This window comes from Solimonas aquatica (assembly GCF_900111015.1).
Classification (GTDB): domain Bacteria; phylum Pseudomonadota; class Gammaproteobacteria; order Nevskiales; family Nevskiaceae; genus Solimonas; species Solimonas aquatica.
In genome coordinates this window covers 582,572-599,916 of record NZ_FOFS01000001.1, presented here as the reverse complement: position 1 = coordinate 599,916, position 17,345 = coordinate 582,572, and the positions used below count along the sequence as shown (strand labels likewise).

Annotated in this window: 17 protein-coding genes; 16 read left to right on the top strand and 1 reads right to left on the bottom strand. The window is 66.4% G+C overall.

Annotation, left to right across the window (positions count from 1 at the left end; all coding sequences use genetic code 11):
- Window positions 1-172: 172 nt before the first annotated feature.
- From flhB to BMY12_RS02575, 11 genes are read left to right on the top strand one after another with little or no spacing between them, the layout of a single operon-like run.
- On the top strand, window positions 173-1,312 hold the full coding sequence (flhB, locus tag BMY12_RS02625; protein WP_245732326.1) for a flagellar biosynthesis protein FlhB: 1,140 nt from the start codon (window positions 173-175) through the stop codon (window positions 1,310-1,312).
- Window positions 1,309-3,369: a flagellar biosynthesis protein FlhA gene (gene flhA, locus BMY12_RS02620; RefSeq protein WP_093281548.1), complete on the top strand. Its 2,061-nt coding sequence runs from the start codon at window positions 1,309-1,311 to the stop codon at window positions 3,367-3,369. The genes flhB and flhA overlap by 4 nt, the downstream gene beginning before the upstream one ends.
- Window positions 3,370-3,423: 54 nt before the next feature.
- A complete protein-coding gene (gene flhF, locus BMY12_RS02615; RefSeq protein ID WP_093281546.1) occupies window positions 3,424-4,644 on the top strand; it encodes a flagellar biosynthesis GTPase FlhF in 1,221 nt (406 codons plus the stop codon).
- A gap of 49 nt (window positions 4,645-4,693) precedes the next feature.
- Complete coding sequence (locus BMY12_RS02610; RefSeq protein WP_301331414.1) at window positions 4,694-5,530, top strand: MinD/ParA family protein; 837 nt, start codon at window positions 4,694-4,696, stop codon at window positions 5,528-5,530.
- Window positions 5,531-5,547: 17 nt separating this feature from the next.
- A complete protein-coding gene (locus BMY12_RS02605; RefSeq protein WP_218140045.1) occupies window positions 5,548-6,282 on the top strand; it encodes an RNA polymerase sigma factor FliA in 735 nt (244 codons plus the stop codon).
- Window positions 6,283-6,342: 60 nt separating this feature from the next.
- Window positions 6,343-6,735 carry a chemotaxis response regulator CheY gene (gene cheY, locus BMY12_RS02600; protein WP_093281538.1) on the top strand — a complete coding sequence of 131 codons (393 nt, stop codon included), beginning with the start codon at window positions 6,343-6,345 and terminating at the stop codon, window positions 6,733-6,735.
- Window positions 6,732-7,463 carry a protein phosphatase CheZ gene (locus tag BMY12_RS02595; RefSeq protein ID WP_093281536.1) on the top strand — a complete coding sequence of 244 codons (732 nt, stop codon included), beginning with the start codon at window positions 6,732-6,734 and terminating at the stop codon, window positions 7,461-7,463. Before cheY ends, BMY12_RS02595 begins: the two co-directional genes overlap by 4 nt.
- A gap of 20 nt (window positions 7,464-7,483) precedes the next feature.
- Window positions 7,484-9,409, top strand: coding sequence for a chemotaxis protein CheA (locus BMY12_RS02590; RefSeq protein WP_093281533.1), 1,926 nt, complete (start codon window positions 7,484-7,486; stop codon window positions 9,407-9,409).
- The gene (locus BMY12_RS02585) at window positions 9,402-10,142 is read left to right on the top strand and encodes a flagellar motor protein (protein ID WP_093281531.1); all 741 of its coding nucleotides are present in this window, start codon (window positions 9,402-9,404) and stop codon (window positions 10,140-10,142) included. The genes BMY12_RS02590 and BMY12_RS02585 overlap by 8 nt, the downstream gene beginning before the upstream one ends.
- A 9-nt stretch (window positions 10,143-10,151) precedes the next feature.
- The gene (gene motD / locus BMY12_RS02580) at window positions 10,152-11,015 is read left to right on the top strand and encodes a flagellar motor protein MotD (protein WP_093281528.1); all 864 of its coding nucleotides are present in this window, start codon (window positions 10,152-10,154) and stop codon (window positions 11,013-11,015) included.
- On the top strand, window positions 11,008-11,457 hold the full coding sequence (locus BMY12_RS02575; protein WP_177188806.1) for a chemotaxis protein CheW: 450 nt from the start codon (window positions 11,008-11,010) through the stop codon (window positions 11,455-11,457). The genes motD and BMY12_RS02575 overlap by 8 nt, the downstream gene beginning before the upstream one ends.
- A 132-nt stretch (window positions 11,458-11,589) precedes the next feature.
- On the opposite strand, the gene BMY12_RS02570 is transcribed toward BMY12_RS02575, so the two are convergent.
- Window positions 11,590-11,934 carry a hypothetical protein gene (locus BMY12_RS02570; RefSeq protein ID WP_093281522.1) on the bottom strand — a complete coding sequence of 115 codons (345 nt, stop codon included), beginning with the start codon at window positions 11,932-11,934 and terminating at the stop codon, window positions 11,590-11,592.
- On the opposite strand from BMY12_RS02570, the gene BMY12_RS02565 reads away from it, so the two are divergent.
- The 5 genes from BMY12_RS02565 to BMY12_RS02545 all read left to right on the top strand — a co-directional run bounded on the left by BMY12_RS02565 (window position 11,935) and on the right by BMY12_RS02545 (window position 17,282).
- Window positions 11,935-12,249, top strand: coding sequence for an STAS domain-containing protein (locus BMY12_RS02565; RefSeq protein ID WP_093281520.1), 315 nt, complete (start codon window positions 11,935-11,937; stop codon window positions 12,247-12,249).
- The gene (locus BMY12_RS02560) at window positions 12,246-12,611 is read left to right on the top strand and encodes a response regulator (RefSeq protein WP_093281518.1); all 366 of its coding nucleotides are present in this window, start codon (window positions 12,246-12,248) and stop codon (window positions 12,609-12,611) included. Before BMY12_RS02565 ends, BMY12_RS02560 begins: the two co-directional genes overlap by 4 nt.
- A 13-nt stretch (window positions 12,612-12,624) precedes the next feature.
- Window positions 12,625-14,667: a chemotaxis protein CheA gene (locus BMY12_RS02555; RefSeq protein ID WP_093281515.1), complete on the top strand. Its 2,043-nt coding sequence runs from the start codon at window positions 12,625-12,627 to the stop codon at window positions 14,665-14,667.
- A gap of 21 nt (window positions 14,668-14,688) precedes the next feature.
- Window positions 14,689-15,195 (top strand): chemotaxis protein CheW, encoded by a 507-nt coding sequence (locus BMY12_RS02550; protein WP_093281513.1) that lies wholly within the window; start codon window positions 14,689-14,691, stop codon window positions 15,193-15,195.
- A gap of 62 nt (window positions 15,196-15,257) precedes the next feature.
- On the top strand, window positions 15,258-17,282 hold the full coding sequence (locus BMY12_RS02545) for a methyl-accepting chemotaxis protein (protein WP_281242390.1): 2,025 nt from the start codon (window positions 15,258-15,260) through the stop codon (window positions 17,280-17,282).
- Window positions 17,283-17,345: the final 63 nt, after the last annotated feature.

The following is a 17,345-nucleotide window of genomic DNA, read 5'->3' as shown; positions in this document are numbered from 1 at the left end:
TTTCTCTTGGGTACTTCTCTTTGCACGAGCAAAGAGAAGTACCTCGGGCGCCGAAGGCGCACGAAACCAAGGCTCAATCGAGCACAAAACACCGCAACAAGCAGCAAAGCCATGGCGGGTTACGCGGCTGCGCCGCTAACCCGCCCTACGGGTTTGTTGGGGGCTTGCGCCGATGAGTGATCCCTCACGCAGCGAACGCGCCTCACCCAAACGCCTGCGCGAAGCGCGCGAGCGTGGCGAGATTCCGCGTTCGCGTGAGCTGGCCACGGCGGCGGTGATCGCCAGCTCGGTGATGGCGCTCAGCGCCAGCGGCGAGGGCATGGCGCAGGAAGCGCTGGAGTGGATGCGCTCGGCGCTCAGCTTCGATCCGCAGCAGGTGCTGAGCAGCCCCGAAGCCTTCGTCGCGCGCTTCGCCGAACTCACCGGTCGCGGCTTCATGATCGTGATGCCGCTGCTGGGCGCGACACTCGCCGCCGCCGTGATCGGCTCGATGATGCTCGGCGGCTGGAACTTTTCGGCCCAGGCGCTCAAGCCCAATTTCGGCCGCCTCAACCCGCTCAGCGGCTTCGGCCGCATCTTCTCCGGCCACGGCCTGAGCGAACTGCTCAAGGGCCTGCTCAAGGCCAGCCTGCTCGGCGCGCTGGCCAGCGGCTTCATCGTCAATCACCGCGACGAGATTCTGGCACTGGGCCGCGCCGATCCGCAGTCGGCCATGGCCGGCGCCATGGAACTGCTCGTCAATATCCTGACGTGGCTTTCGGGCGGCCTGCTGGTGATCGCGGCGGTGGATGCACCGTACCAGTGGTTTGCCCACGCCAAGCGCCTGCGCATGACCAAGCAGGAAGTGCGCGACGAATACAAGAACAGCGAAGGCAATCCCGAGATCAAGGGCCGCATCCGCCGCCTGCAGTACGAGCGCTCGCGCCAGCGCATGATCGCCGCCGTGCCCACTGCCGACGTGGTGGTGGTGAACCCGCAGCACTACGCCGTGGCCCTGCAGTACAAGGCCGACAAGATGCGTGCGCCGCGCCTGGTGGCAAAAGGCGTGGACGAGGTGGCGCTGGCGATCCGCTCGGCGGCGCGCGAACACCAGGTGCCGATCATCGAGGCGCCGCCGCTGGCGCGTGCCCTGTACCGCGGCGCCAATCTCAATCAGGAAATTCCGGTGGAGCTGTATGCGGCGGTCGCGCAGGTTTTGAGCTACGTCTATCAGCTGCGCGATTTTGCGCGCAGGGCTGGCACAAGGACTGCACCGCCACGGTTGCCCGATCTCGGCGAAGTGCCGAACGGACAGCCTGATCCGCCTACATGACCCTGAACGACCTGCTGCTTCGACTCCGAACCGCCTCGCAACAAGGCCTCGCAGCTCCCATCCTGCTGCTGATGGTGCTGGGCATGATGGTGGTGCCGCTGGCGCCGACTGTGCTGGACCTGATGTTCACCATGAACATCGCGGTCTCGCTGATCGTGCTGCTGGGCGTGATCTACGTGCTGCGGCCGATGGACTTCTCGGCCTTCCCGACGGTCCTGCTGTTCGTCACCTTGCTGCGGCTGGCCCTGAACGTGGCCTCGACGCGCGTGGTGCTGCTGCACGGTCACGAAGGCACGCACGCGGCGGGGCAGGTGATCGCGGCCTTCGGCGAGTTCGTGGTCGGCGGCAACTACGCGGTCGGCTTCGTCGCCTTCATCATTCTCACCATCGTCAACTTCATGGTGGTGACCAAGGGCGCCGAGCGCGTCTCGGAAGTGTCGGCGCGCTTCATCCTGGATTCGCTGCCCGGCAAGCAGATGGCCATCGACGCCGATCTCAACGCCGGCCTGATGACGCGCGAGGAAGCGCGCGAACGCCGCAACGAGGTGCGCGAGGAAGCCGACTTCTACGGCTCCATGGACGGCGCCAGCAAGTTCATCCGCGGTGATGCCGTGGCCGGCATCCTGATTCTGATCATCAACATCGTCGGCGGCCTGCTGATCGGCACCCTGCAGCACGGCATGGGCCTGCAGGCGGCGCTCACCAACTACACCCTGCTGACCATCGGCGATGGCCTGGTCGCGCAGGTGCCCTCGCTGCTGCTGTCCACCGCCGTCGCGGTGCTGGTCACGCGCATGTCGCGCGCCCAGGACATGAGCCAGATGCTGGCCGGGCAGGTGTTCGGACAACCGCGCGTGCTGGCGATTGCCGCCGGTGTGCTGGGCCTGGTGGGCCTGGTGCCGGGCATGCCCAACATGGTGTTCCTGCTGCTCGCCGCGGTCGCCGGCGGTTCGGCGTACATGCTGAGCAAGCGCCGCCGCGAAGCCGCCAACCGGCCGGAGACCAAACCGGCCGCACCGGCCACGCCCAGCGAGCTGAGCTGGGACGATGTCGGCCATAGCGATGTCGTCGCCCTGGAAGTGGGGTATCGCCTGATTCCGATGGTCGATGCGCGTCAGGGCGGCGAACTGATGTCACGCATCAAGGGCGTGCGCAAGAAATTGACGCTGGAACTGGGCTTTCTGGTGCCGGCGGTGCATATCCGCGACAACCTCGAACTGCAGCCGGCCAGCTACCGCATTCTCGTGCACGGCGTGCCGGTGGCCGAAGCCTCGGTGTATCCGGATCGCGATATGGCGCTCAATCCCGGCCGCGTGTTCGGCACGCTCGATGGCATCGCCGGTCGTGATCCGGCTTTCGGCATGGAAGCGGTGTGGATCGAGCGCGGCATGCGCGAGCACGCGCAGACCCTGGGCTACAGCGTGGTGGATGCCTCCACCGTGGTGGCCACGCATCTGTCGCAGATCATCCAGACGCACGCCAGCGAGATGTTCGGCCATGACGATGCGCAGGCGCTGCTGCAGCAGCTCGCCAAGCAGGCGCCCAAGCTCACCGAAGACCTGGTGCCGAAGATGTTGCCGCTGGCGGTGTTCACGCGTGTGCTGCAGATGCTGCTCGCCGAACGCGTGTCGATCCGTCATTTACGCGTCATCGCCGAATCGCTCGCCGAGAATGCGGCGCGCAGTCAGGATCCCGTCGCCCTGCTCGGGCCCGTGCGCGTGGCGCTGGGCCGTCAGATCGTGCAGGAAATCAGCGGCATGACGCCCGAGCTGCAGGTGCTCACGCTGGGCGCGCCTCTGGAACAGGTGTTGCAGGACAGCCTCAAGGGCGGCGGTTCGGCGATCGAACCGGGCCTCGCCGAGCGGATGCATCAGTCCCTGAGCGAAAACGCGCGGCGCCAGGAGCAGAACGGTCAGACACCCGTGCTGCTGGTGCCGGGAGCTTTGAGGCCGATGCTGGCGCGCTTCACGCGCCAGACCATTCCCGGTTTGCACGTGTTGTCCTTCGACGAAGTGCCGGACAACAAGCGCATCCGCATGGTGGCCGCCATCGCGTAGCACGGGCAGTGGACATCCTGAACAACAGGCAACAGGTAACAGAGAACAAGCGCTATGAAGATCAAACGATTCCTCGCCAGCAACATGCGCGAAGCGATGCGCCTGGTGCGTGAGGAGCAGGGCCCCGATGCGGTGATTCTTGCCAATCACCGGGTGCCGGGCGGCGTGGAAGTGGTGGCCGCCACCGATTACGACGCGGCGCTCCTGCTCCAGGCGGCGCGGCCGCAGCAGGCGCCGCGCGAGACGGCGGTCGCCAGCGCCAGCCCGAACCACGGCGACGAGAAGCCGGCGCCTGCGGCTGCCGAAAGCCCGTCGCAGCACGTCGAGCTGCCGGCGCTGCCGCAGCCGGAGCTGCAGCAGCTGCGCCAGGAAATCGGCGGCATGCGCGCCCTGATCGAAAGCCAGCTGGCGCACGCCGCCTGGCGTGAGCTGCACCAGCGTCCCGAGCGCCTGCGCGCGCTGCGCACCATGCTCGACATCGGCCTGGATCCGGAGATGGCGCGCGAGATCATCGCCGAGCTGCCGCACGATGCCGACGCCGAGCGCGCCCGCTATCTGCCGCTGGGCCTGCTGGCGCGCCGCATCCCGGTGCTGACGGAAGATCCGCTCGCCGCCGGCGGTGTGCTGGCCCTGGTCGGACCCACCGGCGCCGGCAAGACCACCACCATCGCCAAGCTCGCCGCGCGCTATGCGCAGCGCTTCGGCACCCGCGACCTGGCGCTGGTGAGCACCGACCATTACCGCGTCGGCGCCCAGGAACAGCTTTTCACTTACGGCCGCCTGCTGGGCGTGCCGGTCCACAGCGCCGGCAATGCCGAGGAGCTGCGCCAGGTGCTGGGCCGCCTGTCGGACCGCAAGCTGGTGCTGATCGACACCGCCGGCATCGGCCCGCGCGATCTGCAGCTGCAGCAGCAGCTCGGTGAGCTGGGCGCGGTGCGCGGCCGCCTGCAGACCTGGCTGGTGCTGCCGGCCGCGACCCAGGCCGGCGATCTCAACGAGATCGTGCACCGCTACGGCGACGCCCGTCCCAGCGCCTGCGTGCTGAGCAAGATCGATGAAACCCTGCGTATCGGCGGCGCCCTTTCGGCGGCCATCCGCAGCGGTCTGCCCATCACCTATGTCTGTGACGGACAGCGTGTACCCGAGGATTTGCAGCTGGCACGTGCCGATCAGCTGGTATTACGTGCCATGCAGCTGGCGAGAAGCGCGCCGGCCCGTGAGATCGACGATGCTGCCCTTGCCCTGCAGATCGGAGCCCTCCATGCCATCCGTTGAAAGCGTCTACGACAGCGCCGTCGCCGGTCAGGCGACAGGGCTGCGTCGCATGCGCATGCCGCGGCCGGTGCGGGTGATTGCGGTGACCAGCGGCAAGGGCGGGGTGGGCAAGACCAGCGTTTCGGTCAACCTCGCTGTGGCCATGGCCATGGACGGGCGCCGCGTGATGATTCTCGACGGTGACCTGGGTCTGGCCAAGGTCGACGTCATGCTGGGCCTGCAGCCCAGCCTCAATCTTTCCCATGTGCTGGCCGGGCAGTGCAGCCTGGACGACACCATCCTCGAAGGCCCGGCCGGAGTGATGGTGGTGCCGGCGGCCAGCGGCCAGCGCAGCATGGCCGAGCTGTCGCCGGCCGAGCACGCCGGTCTGGTGCGGGCCTTTTCCGAGCTGCAGCGGCCGCTGGACACCCTGATCGTGGACACCGCCGCCGGCATCGCCGACAGCGTCATCACCTTCAGCCAGGCCTCGCAGGAAGTGATCGTGGTGATCACCAACGATCCCCAGTCGCTGACCGATGCCTACGCGCTGATCAAGGTCCTGAGCCGCGACTACGGCGTGGCACGCGTGCAGGTGCTGGCCAATCAGGTACACAACGTCCGCGAGGCGCGCGAGATCTTCGACAGCCTGCAGCGTGTCTGCGAACGCTTCCTCGATGTCGGCCTGACGCCAATCGGTGCGATTCCCCAGGACGAGTGGTTGCGCCGGGCGGTGCGCCGGCAGCGTGCGGTGGTGGACGCTTATCCCAGCGCGCCATCCGCGGTGGCGTTCCGCCAGCTGGCGGCGCTGACCGCGGCCTGGACCGCCCCGGAAGGGCCGCGCGGCAATCTTGAATTCTTCGTCGAGCGCCTGATCACGCGCGAGCCGGTGTTAGGGGTGGGCACATGAACGCCGCAGTCAACAAGATGACCAGCACCGCCAAGGCCAGCGCCTCGGCGGCGATACAGGAAGCCGAGCTGGTGCGCAGCCACAGCGAGCTGGTCAAGCGCATCGCCCATCATCTGGCGGCGCGTCTGCCGGCCAGCGTCGATGTCGATGATCTGATTCAGGCCGGCGTGATCGGCCTGCTGGAGGCCGCGCGCCACTACAACGGCAGCCGCGGCGCCTCCTTTGAAACCTATGCCGGCATCCGCATCCGTGGCGCGATGATCGACGAGCTGCGCCACAACGACTGGGCGCCGCGTTCGGTACACAAGCGCGAGCGCGAAGTGGCCGAGGCGATCCGCACGCTGGAACAGGAGATGGGCCGCGAGGCGCGTGACGGCGAGATCGCCCAGCGCCTGCAGATGGACCTGACCGAGTACCACAGCATCGTCGCCGACGCCGCGCGCTGCCAGGTGCTGAGCATGAATCACGGTGGCGAGGACGGCGACGAGACGGTGGACGCCACCGATCCCGGCGCCGGCCCCGGCGAGAGCCTGCAGCAGGCCGAGTTCCGTCAGGAACTGGCGCGCGCCATCGGCGAGCTGCCGGAGCGCGAACGCCTGGTGCTGTCCATGTACTACGAACGCGAAATGAACCTGCGCGAGATCGGCGCGGTGCTGGACGTCAGCGAAAGCCGCGTCTGCCAGGTTCATGGCCAGGCTCTGCTGCGTCTGCGGGCGCGGCTCAAGGGCTGGAAAGCGGAAGCCGCTACCTGAAGTTTGAGCATTTTTTCCTGTTTTGTTGTTTTCGACGAATTGCAGCCGGAGTAAGAAGGGATGGACAAGAACATGAAGATTCTGGTGGTCGACGATTTCTCGACCATGCGTCGCATCGTGCGCAATCTGCTCGCCGACCTGGGTTACACCAATGTCACCGAGGCGGACGATGGCAAGAGCGCCTGGCCGATGCTGCAGGCCACCACCTTCGATTTCGTGATCACCGACTGGAACATGCCGGGCATGACCGGTATCGACCTGCTGCGCGCGATCCGTGGTGACGAGCGCATGGCCAAGCTGCCGGTGCTGATGGTCACCGCCGAGGCGCAGCGCGATCAGATCATCGCCGCCGCGCAGGCCGGCGTGAACGGTTACATCATCAAGCCCTTCAATGCCAACACGCTCAAGGAGAAGATCGACAAGATCTTCGCGCGGTTGACGGAGGCGGCGTGAACGCCAGTGCCGCCGATCGCGGCCAATTGATCGAATATCTGCGGCACTGGCTGCAGCGCCTGGAAGCGGGCGAAAGCATGGAAGCACCGGCCCAGCTCAGCGAGCATCTGGGCAACAGCGAGAGTGCGTTTTACGAACAGGTGGCCTCGCTCACCCAGCGCCTGCACCGCGCCATCACCGAGCTGCGCCTGGACCAGCGGCTGACGCGCATCGTCGGCGACACCATCCCCGATGCCCGTGACCGCCTGCAGCATGTGGTGGGCATGACCGAGGCTGCGGCGCACCGCACCCTGGATCTGATCGATGCCACGCGCGGCGCCACCAATGAATTTATCGCCGCCGCCCAGCGACTTGAAGACGCCGGCAATCGGCTGGCGACGCAGGCGCTGGACGCGCAGGCGCACGCCGAACTGGCCGCGATGCTGCGCGGCGAGGGCACGCGGCTGCAGCACAACGCCGGAATTTTGCGCTCCAATCTCAATGACATGGCCACGGCGCAGGAATATCAGGACATCACCGGCCAGATCATCAAGCGGGTGATCCGCCTGGTGGAAGAGGTGGATCGTGCCCTGGGCGAGCTGCTCGGCTCGCATGGCGGCATGCTCAAGGCACGCGGCGAGGCGCCGATACCTGAGGCGAAGGAAGCCCTGCCGGGTCCCGCTCTGCCGGGCCGACCGGCAGCCAATCAACAGGATGCCGATGCGCTGCTCGACAGTCTCGGCTTCTGATCAGTGAAGGCCGAAAGCCGATGAGTCCCCCAGATGACGATATCCGTGCCGATTTTCTTGCCGAAGCCGGCGAGCTGGTCGAGCAGCTTGGCGAACAGCTGATCGGCCTGGAGCAGAATCCGCAGGATATCGACTTGCTCAATGCCGTGTTCCGCGCCTTTCACACCGTGAAGGGTGGCGCCGGCTTTCTGATGGTCAGCCCGCTGGTCGAGATCTGCCACGCCGCCGAGGACGTGCTCAATATCGTGCGTTCCGGTCAGCGCAGCTTCGATACCGCCGTGATGGATGCGGTGTCGCAGGCGCTCGACGTCGTGCACGAGATGATGGAAGCGCTGCGCGAAGATCGTGATCCCGCAGTGGCGCCGCCCGAGTTGATCGAGATGCTGCACGGCCTGGCGGTGCCGGCTGCCGCCGCGCCTGCGCCGGCCGCCAAGACCGCGCCGCCGCCCGCCGTGGCCGCCGGCAGCGACGAGATCACGGAAGATGAATTCGACGCCCTGCTGGATCAGCTGCAGGGCAAGCCGGCGGCCACGGCCGCCCCCGCGGTACCCGCCGCCGCGCCAGTGGCGGGCGGCAACAGCATCACGGAAGATGAATTCGAGGCCCTGCTGGATCAGTTGCAGGGCAAGGCTGCTGCGGCGCCCGCTGCGGCAGCGCCCGCCGCCGTTCCGGCCGCCAGACCGGCGCCGGTGACTGCGCCGCCCGCCGCGCCGCCGCGTCCGCCCGCTGCCACCGCACCCGCCGCACCGGCGGCGCCACGCAGCGAAACGGAAACCGTGCGCGTGGAGACACAGAAGCTGGACCGCCTGATGAATCTGGTCGGCGAACTGGTGCTGGTGCGCAACCGTCTCAAGGCGATGCGCGGCGGCATGGGCGAGGACAGCGTGCGCGCCATCGGCGAGCTGGACTTCATCACCCGCGGCCTGCAGGACGTGATCATGCAGGCGCGCATGCAGCCGATCCGCAAGGTGTTCTCGCGCTTTCCCAAGATCGCGCGCGACATCGCGCGCCAGCTCGGCAAGCAGATCGAGGTGGTGCTGGAAGGCGAGGACACCGAACTCGACAAGAATCTGGTCGAAGCCCTGGCCGATCCGCTGGTGCACATGGTGCGCAACAGCGTCGACCACGGCATCGAGATGCCGGATGCGCGCAGCGCCGCCGGCAAGCCCACGATGGGCCGTCTGACGCTGTCGGCGCGCCAGGAAGGCAGCGAGATCTGCATCGACATCCGCGATGACGGCGCCGGCATCGATCCCGAACGCGTGCGCCGCAAGGCCATCGAAAAAGGCGTGGTGGATTCGGCGTCCGCCGCGCAGCTCACCGCCGACGACTGCCTGCAGCTGATCTTCCTGCCGGGCTTCTCGACGGTGGACAAGGTCTCCGATCTGTCCGGACGCGGCGTGGGCATGGACGTGGTGCAGTCCAGCATCAAGCGCCTGCACGGCACCATCCATCTGGAATCCAAGCCCGGCGTCGGCACCACGTTCCGCATCAGCGTACCGCTGACGCTGGCGATTCTGCCGGCGCTGATCGTGCGCGCCGATGGCCGCCGCTTCGCGGTGCCGCTGGCGCCGATCGCTGATGTGTTCGCGCTCGATCCCAAGCAGGTGAAGCGCTTCGAGCGCTGGGACATCGTGATGCTGCGCGATCAGCCCTTGCGCCTGGTGTACATGGAGCGCTGGCTGCAGTCGCCGGTGGGCACGGGGCCGCATCACGTGGTCACCGCGCAGGTCGGCGAAGAACGTTATGGCTTCGTGGTACGCGAAGTGCTGGGCCGCGAAGAAATCGTCATCAAGCCGCTGGGCGCGAGCCTGCGCGGTCTCGCCGGCGTGGCGGGTGCCACGGTGATGCCCGATGGCTGCATCGCGCTGATTCTGGATTTTGCCGGCATGGTCGCGGCGTATCGCGCCCAGCGCGGCAGTCTGGGAGCCGGAGCGCATGGATAAACTGTCCCTGATCGGGATTGTCCTGGCTCTGGTAGCTCTGATCGGCGGTAGCATCTTGAAAGGGGCCGGCGTCAGTGCGCTGGTCGGTCCCGCGGCCTTCGTCATCGTCATCGTCGGCACGCTGGCGGCGATTCTGCTGCACACGCCGGGCGCGGTGTTCAAGCGCGGCATGAAGATGGTGCGCTGGGTGTTTCTGCCGCCGCCGCAGGACGGTGAGGCCCTGATCGCGCGCATCCTCGAATGGAGCGCCACCGCGCGCAAGCAGGGGCTGCTGGCCCTGGAAGGCCTGGTGGAGGCCGAGCCGGATCCTTTCATCAAGAAGGGTCTGCAGATGCTGGTGGACGGCTCGGAGCCGGACACCATCCGCAATGTTCTGGAAACCGAACTGGACGCACACGAACACATGGACAACGCCGGCGCCAAGGTCTGGGAAGGCATGGGCATCTACGCGCCGACGCTGGGCATCATCGGCGCGGTGATGGGCCTGATGGCGGTGATGAAGAATCTCACCGAGCCGGAAAAGCTCGGTCACGGCATTGCCGCGGCCTTCGTCGCCACCATCTACGGCATCGCCTCGGCCAACCTGTTCTTCCTGCCCATCGCTGCCAAGCTCAAGGCCGTGGTGGCGGAGCAGTCGCGCACCAAGACCATGGTGATCGAAGGCCTGATCGCGATCTCGCACGGCGAGAATCCGCGCAATATCGAATCCAAGCTGCGCGGTTATCTGCACTGAGACCACGCCATGGCCCGACGCGTCAAACACGAAGAACACGCCAATCACGAAGCCTGGGCGATTCCCTATGGCGACCTGATCACGCTGCTGCTGGCGCTGTTCGTCTGCATGTACGCGGTGTCCTCGGTCAACGAGGGCCGCTTCCGGGTGCTGGCCGATTCGCTGTCGCAGGCCTTCGGCGGACCGCCGCGTTCCAGTCAGCCGATCCAGATCGGCGAGAAGATTGCCAAGAGCACGCCCATCGATTCGCAGATCGATGCGCGCAGCATGCTCGACCGGCAGGCGCACGGTGATCAGGAGGCCGGCATTGGCACGCAGCGGGATCTGCAGCAGATGGCGCAGCAGGTGAACGCGGCGATGCGCGAGCTGATCGACCGCGATCTGGTGGTGGTGCACCAGAACCAGCACTGGCTCGAAGTCGAAATCCGCACCGACATCCTGTTTGCCAGCGGCTCGGCGCTGGTCGCCGAGAGCGCGCGGCCGGTGCTGGGCAAGCTGGCCGGCATTCTCGCCAAGTATCCCAATGCGGTGCGTATCGAAGGTCATACCGATAACGTGCCGATCACCACCGCCGCCTTTCCCTCCAACTGGGAGCTGTCGGCGGCGCGCGCCGCCTCGGTGGTGCATCTGTTCAACCAGAGCGGCATTGTCGCGCAGCGCATGTCGGTGGCCGGCTATGGCGAGTACCGGCCGGTGGACGACAACGCCACCGCGCAGGGCCGCAACCGCAACCGCCGCGTGGCGATCGTGGTCATGGAGGCGCCGGAGCCGTCGCCGGCGTCAGGCAAGATCGACAACAACCATGGCGCGCCCGCCGCGCCGTCAGATGGCGGTGCGCAGGCCGCGCCCGCAAAAGAGGTGCCCAATGGGTGATGCCATACGCATGCAGCCGGCGCAGCGCTGGGTCTGCTTTGTCGCAGCCGGCCAGAATTACGGTCTGCCGATTCTCAAGGTGATGGAAGTGCTGCGGGTCAGCGCCATCGAGGCGGTGCCCGGCGCGCCGCATTCGGTGGTGGGCGTGATCAATCTGCGTGGCCAGGTGCTGACCGTGCTCGATCTGCGTCAGCGCCTGGGCCTGCAGGGGCACACGCCGCTGGACACGCATGAGGCGCGCATCGTGATCACGGACTGCGGCGAGGAGTTGCTGGGGCTGCTGGTGGACAGCGTGGCGGACGTGCGCAAGCTGCTGCCCAGCGATCAGCAGGAGGCGCCGGCGGTGCATCAGATTCCTTCCACGGTCCGCGTGCTGGGCGTGGTCAACGACAACCAGGGCTTTCTCACCCTGCTGGACCCGGACAGCCTGGCGCCAGGCTGAGCTGAATCTCCGCGCCGCAAGCCGTGCTCGCGGTTTCGCGGATGGCCGACGGAGCACCTGCTGCTGCCCATCTCCGGCGGCGGCGCTGCGCTTTTTCCTGTGCAAAGCGACGTGATCGAAATCATCGCCAGATCAGGCGAGCGGCAAGAGTCCTGCGTATTGCAGTGCCCTGATGCACAAGCCGCACAGCGGCCAAAACGGGCGGATCAGCGGGCTTGTCCGTGCGCGAAAAACGTAGGCGCCATCAGGCTTCAAAAGCGGATAAACCCGCGAAAAACCAAGGGCTGTTGCGCCTCCGTCGCGCTTGGCTGCGCAGGCCCCAGGCAGGGTCTCGCCGTTGGGCGGTTGCACTGACGCGTTTATCTGTAAGCGCAACAGCCGCAGCCCCGGCATGCCGATGATCGCCCAGACAGCTTGAAGCGAGCGCAAGGCCAGCACCGCCATCCGCTTGCGAACCCGAACCCAGATGGAGAACACATGCAAGGCTCAGAACCCGACAAACCCGCAGGCGATGCCTGTCTGCAACTGCCGGCCGACCTGGGCATCGAGAGCGCGGTCAATCTTCGCGACCAGCTCTTGAGCCACGTCTATGATCCCCGCCCCCTGAGCGTGGACGGCAGCCAGATCGCAAGGCTGCACACGGCTGCTCTGCAGCTGCTTCTGATGTTCTGGAATGAGCGCCGTCGCGGCGGTCTGAGCACCGCCTGGCGCGCTCCCAATCAAATGCTCGTGGAGGCCGCGGCGATGCTGGGCCTGGAGCAATCCCTGCAGCTCAAAGGAGCAGTGGCATGACGGTGCGAATTCTCGCGGTGGATGATTCTGCCTCGATGCGGCAGATGGTGGCGTTCACGCTCAAGCAGGCCGGCTTCGATGTCACCGAAGCGGTCGACGGCGCGGATGCCCTGAAGATCGCCCAGAAAGAGTCGTTCAACCTGGTGTTGTGCGACGTCAACATGCCCAATCTCGATGGCATCGGTCTGGTGCGCGCCCTGCGCGCGCTGGCGCCCTACAAGTTCACGCCGATGCTGATGCTGACCACCGAGTCGGCGCCGGAAAAGAAGCAGGAAGGCAAGGCGGCCGGTGCCACCGGCTGGCTGGTCAAGCCCTTCAACCCGGAACAGCTGATCGCCACCGTGCGGCACGTGATCGGTTAAAGGATGCACGGCCATGAGCGGGATTGATCTCAAGCGCTTCCATCGCACCTTCTTCGAAGAAAGCTTCGAAGGCCTGGACGCCATGGAAGCGGCGCTGCTGCGCCTCGACCCGGCTGCGGCCGACGCCGAAACCATCAACAGTATTTTCCGTGCCGCGCACTCCATCAAGGGTGGCGCCGGCACCTTCGGCTTCACCGACGTGGCGCGCTTCACCCACGTGCTGGAAACCCTGCTCGACGCGGTACGCGCCGGCAAGCACCAGCTCACGGTGGAAGACGTCGATTGCCTGCTGCGTTCGAGCGACATGGTGCGCGGCCTGCTGAAGGCCGCGCAGGACGAAACGCCGGCCGACAATGTCAGCGCCGATGCCCTGGCCGCCGAGCTTTCACAGCGCCTGGCCGGACCGCAGGCCGCCGCCAGTGTCGCGGCGCCCGCCGCCGCCAGCGCCGCGGCCAGCAGTGCCGGCTGGCAGGTGCTGTTCGAGCCCAAGCCCGAGCTGTTCCTCAGCGGCAACGATCCCTTGCGCATCCTGCGCGAGCTGCAGTCGCTGGGCGATTGCGAGGTGCGCTGCCGCGAGACGCAGCTGCCGACGCTGGCCGAGGCCGACGCCGAGCGCTGCTATCTGGCCTGGGAGCTGAGCGTGCGCGCGGCGGTCAAGCGCGAGCGAATCGCCGAACTGTTCGCCTGGGTGGACGAGGAGTGCCGCCTGGAAATCACGCCGCTGGCCGCCGCCGCGCCGGCGCCGGAAGCCAAGCCGGCCGCACCGGCGGCGGCCGCGCCTGCTGCACCCGCCGCACCGGCTGCACCGGCCGCAGGCACGAACGTCACGCCGATGGCGGTGGCGCGCAAGCCCGGCGAGGGCGCCGACGCCAAGTCGGACGCCGCCGCCAGCATCCGCGTCGCCACCGGCAAGATCGACGCGATGATCAATCTGGTCGGCGAGCTGGTGATCACGCAGGCGATGCTGCAGCAGCTGGCCAACCGCCTGGACCCCGTGCACAACGAGGCCCTGCTGCAGGGTCTGTCGCTGCTGGACCGCAATACCCGCATGCTGCAGGAAGCGGTGATGTCGACGCGCATGCTGCAGGTCGATGCGGTGTTCTCGCGCTTCCCGCGTCTGGTGCGCGATCTCGCCGGCAAGCTCGGCAAGCAGGTGCGCCTGCAGCTGATCGGTGAAAACACCGAGCTGGACAAGACGGTGATCGAGAAGATCTCCGATCCGCTCACGCATCTGGTGCGCAACAGTCTCGACCACGGTCTGGAAAGCACCGAGGAGCGTCTGGCCGCCGGCAAGGACAGCACCGGCCAGCTGACGCTGCGCGCGGCGCACCAGGGCGGTCACATCCTCATCGAAGTCATCGACGACGGTCGCGGTCTGAACCGTCAGCGCATTCTCGCCAAGGCCGCCGAGCGCGGTCTGCCGGCCGATCCGAATATGAGCGATGCCGATGTCTTCCAGCTGATTTTCGCGCCGGGTTTCTCCACGGCCGCCGAAGTCACCGAAGTCTCCGGACGCGGCGTCGGCATGGACGTGGTCAAGCGCAATATCCAGGCCCTGGGCGGCAGCGTCGAGCTCAGCTCCGAACAGGGGCGCGGCACCACGGTGCTGATCCGCCTGCCGCTGACCCTGGCCATTCTCGACGGCATGTCGGTGGCCATCGGCGACGAGGTCTACATCATCCCGCTGTCGGCGGTCATCGAGTCGATGCAGCCGCATGAAAACCAGGTGAAGACCATCGCCGGGCAGAGCACCGTGCTGCGTGTGCGCAATGACTATCTGCCGCTGGTGGATCTGCGCGATCTGTTCGGCCTGTCCGGCGAGCGCCGCAATCCCTGCGAGGCCATCGTCGTGATCATCGAGGCGGAAGGCCGCAAGGTCGCGCTGCAGATCGACGAGCTGGTGGGTCAGCAGCAGGTGGTGATCAAGTCGCTGGACCGCAACTACCGCCGCGTGCGCGGCGTATCGGGCGCCACCATCCTCGGTGATGGCCGCGTCTCCCTCATTCTCGACGTCGCCGCCATCGTGCGGTTGTTCGGTCAGGCGATGGCCGCCTGATTTTTTCAAAAGGTATAGCCCATGAGCACCGTAGCAGAATCCCGCGAGAAGCAGTCGGCCGCCGTCGTCGACGCGCCTGCCGAGTTCCTTACTTTCCGCCTCGGCGACGAGGAATACGGCGTGGACATTCTCAAGGTCCAGGAAATCCGTGGTTACGATTCCGTGACCCGCATTCCCGACGCGCCGGACTTCATCAAGGGCGTGATCAATCTGCGCGGCACCATCGTGCCGGTGGTCGACATGCGCATCAAGTTCCGCCTCGGCAAGGCCGAGTACAACGAGTTCACGGTGATGATCATCCTGAACGTCAGCGGGCGCGTGGTCGGCATGGTGGTGGACAGCGTCTCCGACGTCATGCAGCTGGGCAGCGAGCAGCTGCGTCCGCCGCCGGACATCGCCGGCGCGGTGAGCAGCAAGTTCATCACCGGCATCGGCACGCTGGAAGACCGCATGCTGATTCTGGTGGATATCGAGAAGCTGATGAGCAGCCAGGATATGGCGCTGATTGAATCGGCCACGGTGCAGTAGCAGTCCCCGGTGTCGGGCAGGCACGGATAGAGTGGATATTAAAGAAGTCGAGGCATTCCCCCATGTATAACAGCTATGCCGACGGTGGTGGCTCGCTTCCCGCGATGCGCCCTGCCAGTTCCGGGTTCCTGGGCAATGTGTTCAGGTCGCTGTTCAACCGCCTGCGCCTGAGCTCGGTGGTCATCGCCGATCTGGAGGGCAAGACCGCGGCGATCGATCGGGCGATGGCGGTGATCGAGTTTTCGACTGACGGCCGCGTGCTGCATGCCAACAGGAATTTCCTGCAGCTGATGGCTTACAGCGAGCCTGAAATCATCGGCAAGCATCACAGCCTGTTCGTGCCGCAGGCCGAGCACGACTCGGCGGCCTACCGGCAGTTCTGGGAAAAGCTCGGCAGCGGCCAATACGTCAGCGGCGAGTTCAAACGCCTGACCAAGGACGGTCACGAAGTCTGGCTGCAGGCCTACTACAACCCCATCCTGGCGCCCAGCGGCAAGCTGATGAAGGTGGTCAAGTACGCCACCGACGTCACCAATATGCGGCGCATGGCCGATGACAATCTGCGCATCCGCAATGCGCTCGACAACGTCACCACCAATGTGATGATTGCCGACAACCAGCGGCAGATCGTGTACATGAACCGTTCGGTCACCGAGATGCTGACCGTGGCGGAGGCCGATCTGCGCCGCGAGCTGCCCAGCTTCGAGGTCAAGCGCCTCATGGGTGGCAGCATCGACCAGTTCCACAAGAATCCGGAACATCAGAAGCACCTGCTGGCCACCCTCAAGGAAACCTACCGCGCGCAGATCAAGGTCGGGCCGCGCAGCTTTGCCCTGACCGCCTCGCCGATCTTCAACGAAAAGGGCGAGCGCCTGGGCTCGGTGGTGGAATGGCGTGATCGTACCGCCGAGGTTGCGGTCGAACAGGAAGTGGCTGAGATCGTGCAGGCGGCGGCCGACGGCGATTTCACGCGCCGCATCACTCTGCAGGGCAAGGAAGGCTTCTTCGCCCAGCTGGCGCAGCGCATGAATCAGCTGCTGGAAACCAGCGAGCGTGGGCTCAATGAAGTGGCGCGCATGCTGGGTCTGCTCTCGCAGGGTGATCTGACCCAGCGCATGGACGGCGAGTTCAAGGGCACGTTCGGCAAGCTCAAGGATGACGCCAACGCCACCTGCCAGCAGCTCTCGGAGATCGTCTCGCAGATCCAGCAGTCAACCGACACCATCAACACTGCCGCCAAGGAAATCGCCTCCGGCAACCAGGATCTGGCGGGGCGTACCGAACAGCAGGCGGCGAGCCTGGAGGAAACCGCGTCCTCGATGGAGGAGCTGACCTCGACGGTGAAGCAGAACGCCGAGAACGCACGCCAGGCCAATCAGCTGGCGGCCGGCGCTTCGGAAGTGGCGGTGAAGGGCGGCGAGGTGGTGGGGCAGGTGGTGAACACCATGGGCGCCATCCAGGAATCGAGCAAGAAGATCGCCGACATCATCGGCGTGATCGACGGCATCGCCTTCCAGACCAATATCCTGGCGCTCAACGCCGCGGTGGAAGCCGCGCGTGCCGGCGAGCAGGGCCGCGGCTTCGCGGTGGTGGCCTCGGAAGTGCGCAGCCTGGCGCAGCGCAGCGCCGCCGCCGCCAAGGAGATCAAGACCCTGATCGGCGATTCGGTCGAGAAGGTCGGCAACGGCAGCATGCTGGTGGAACAGGCCGGTCGCACCATGGGAGAGATCGTCACCAGCGTGAAGCGGGTGACCGACATCATGGCCGAGATCAGCGCCGCCTCGCAGGAACAGAGCCAGGGCATCGAGCAGGTCAACAAGACCATTACCCAGATGGACGAGGTCACGCAGCAGAATGCCGCGCTGGTGGAACAGGCTTCGGCGGCGGCCCGCTCCATGGAAGATCAGGCGCAGAACCTGTCGGAGTCGGTGTCGCGCTTCCGTCTGGACTCGCGCGTGGCCGCCCGTCCGGCGATGGGGCAGAGCAAGCCGGCGCAGACGCGTCCGACGGCGACGCGGCATCCGGCCAAGGCCGGCGCCAAGAGCAAGGCCGGTGGCGGCAGCGAGGAAAAGTGGAACGAATTCTGAGGCGCAAGGGGCAAGGGCCCCGGCGGCTTCAGGCCGGATGCAGGCAGCGGCGGGACCTCAGGT

Bases quoted from the DNA above. Each gene is read 5' to 3' on its own strand.
- flhB (WP_245732326.1), top strand. From the start codon at position 173: ATGAGTGATCCCTCACGCAGCGAACGCGCCTCACCCAAACGCCTGCGC.
- flhA (WP_093281548.1), top strand. From the start codon at position 1,309: ATGACCCTGAACGACCTGCTGCTTCGACTCCGAACCGCCTCGCAACAA.
- flhF (WP_093281546.1), top strand. From the start codon at position 3,424: ATGAAGATCAAACGATTCCTCGCCAGCAACATGCGCGAAGCGATGCGC.
- BMY12_RS02610 (WP_301331414.1), top strand. From the start codon at position 4,694: ATGCGCATGCCGCGGCCGGTGCGGGTGATTGCGGTGACCAGCGGCAAG.
- BMY12_RS02605 (WP_218140045.1), top strand. From the start codon at position 5,548: ATGACCAGCACCGCCAAGGCCAGCGCCTCGGCGGCGATACAGGAAGCC.
- cheY (WP_093281538.1), top strand. From the start codon at position 6,343: ATGGACAAGAACATGAAGATTCTGGTGGTCGACGATTTCTCGACCATG.
- BMY12_RS02590 (WP_093281533.1), top strand. From the start codon at position 7,484: ATGAGTCCCCCAGATGACGATATCCGTGCCGATTTTCTTGCCGAAGCC.
- BMY12_RS02585 (WP_093281531.1), top strand. From the start codon at position 9,402: ATGGATAAACTGTCCCTGATCGGGATTGTCCTGGCTCTGGTAGCTCTG.
- motD (WP_093281528.1), top strand. From the start codon at position 10,152: ATGGCCCGACGCGTCAAACACGAAGAACACGCCAATCACGAAGCCTGG.
- BMY12_RS02575 (WP_177188806.1), top strand. From the start codon at position 11,008: ATGGGTGATGCCATACGCATGCAGCCGGCGCAGCGCTGGGTCTGCTTT.
- BMY12_RS02565 (WP_093281520.1), top strand. From the start codon at position 11,935: ATGCAAGGCTCAGAACCCGACAAACCCGCAGGCGATGCCTGTCTGCAA.
- BMY12_RS02560 (WP_093281518.1), top strand. From the start codon at position 12,246: ATGACGGTGCGAATTCTCGCGGTGGATGATTCTGCCTCGATGCGGCAG.
- BMY12_RS02555 (WP_093281515.1), top strand. From the start codon at position 12,625: ATGAGCGGGATTGATCTCAAGCGCTTCCATCGCACCTTCTTCGAAGAA.
- BMY12_RS02550 (WP_093281513.1), top strand. From the start codon at position 14,689: ATGAGCACCGTAGCAGAATCCCGCGAGAAGCAGTCGGCCGCCGTCGTC.
- BMY12_RS02545 (WP_281242390.1), top strand. From the start codon at position 15,258: ATGTATAACAGCTATGCCGACGGTGGTGGCTCGCTTCCCGCGATGCGC.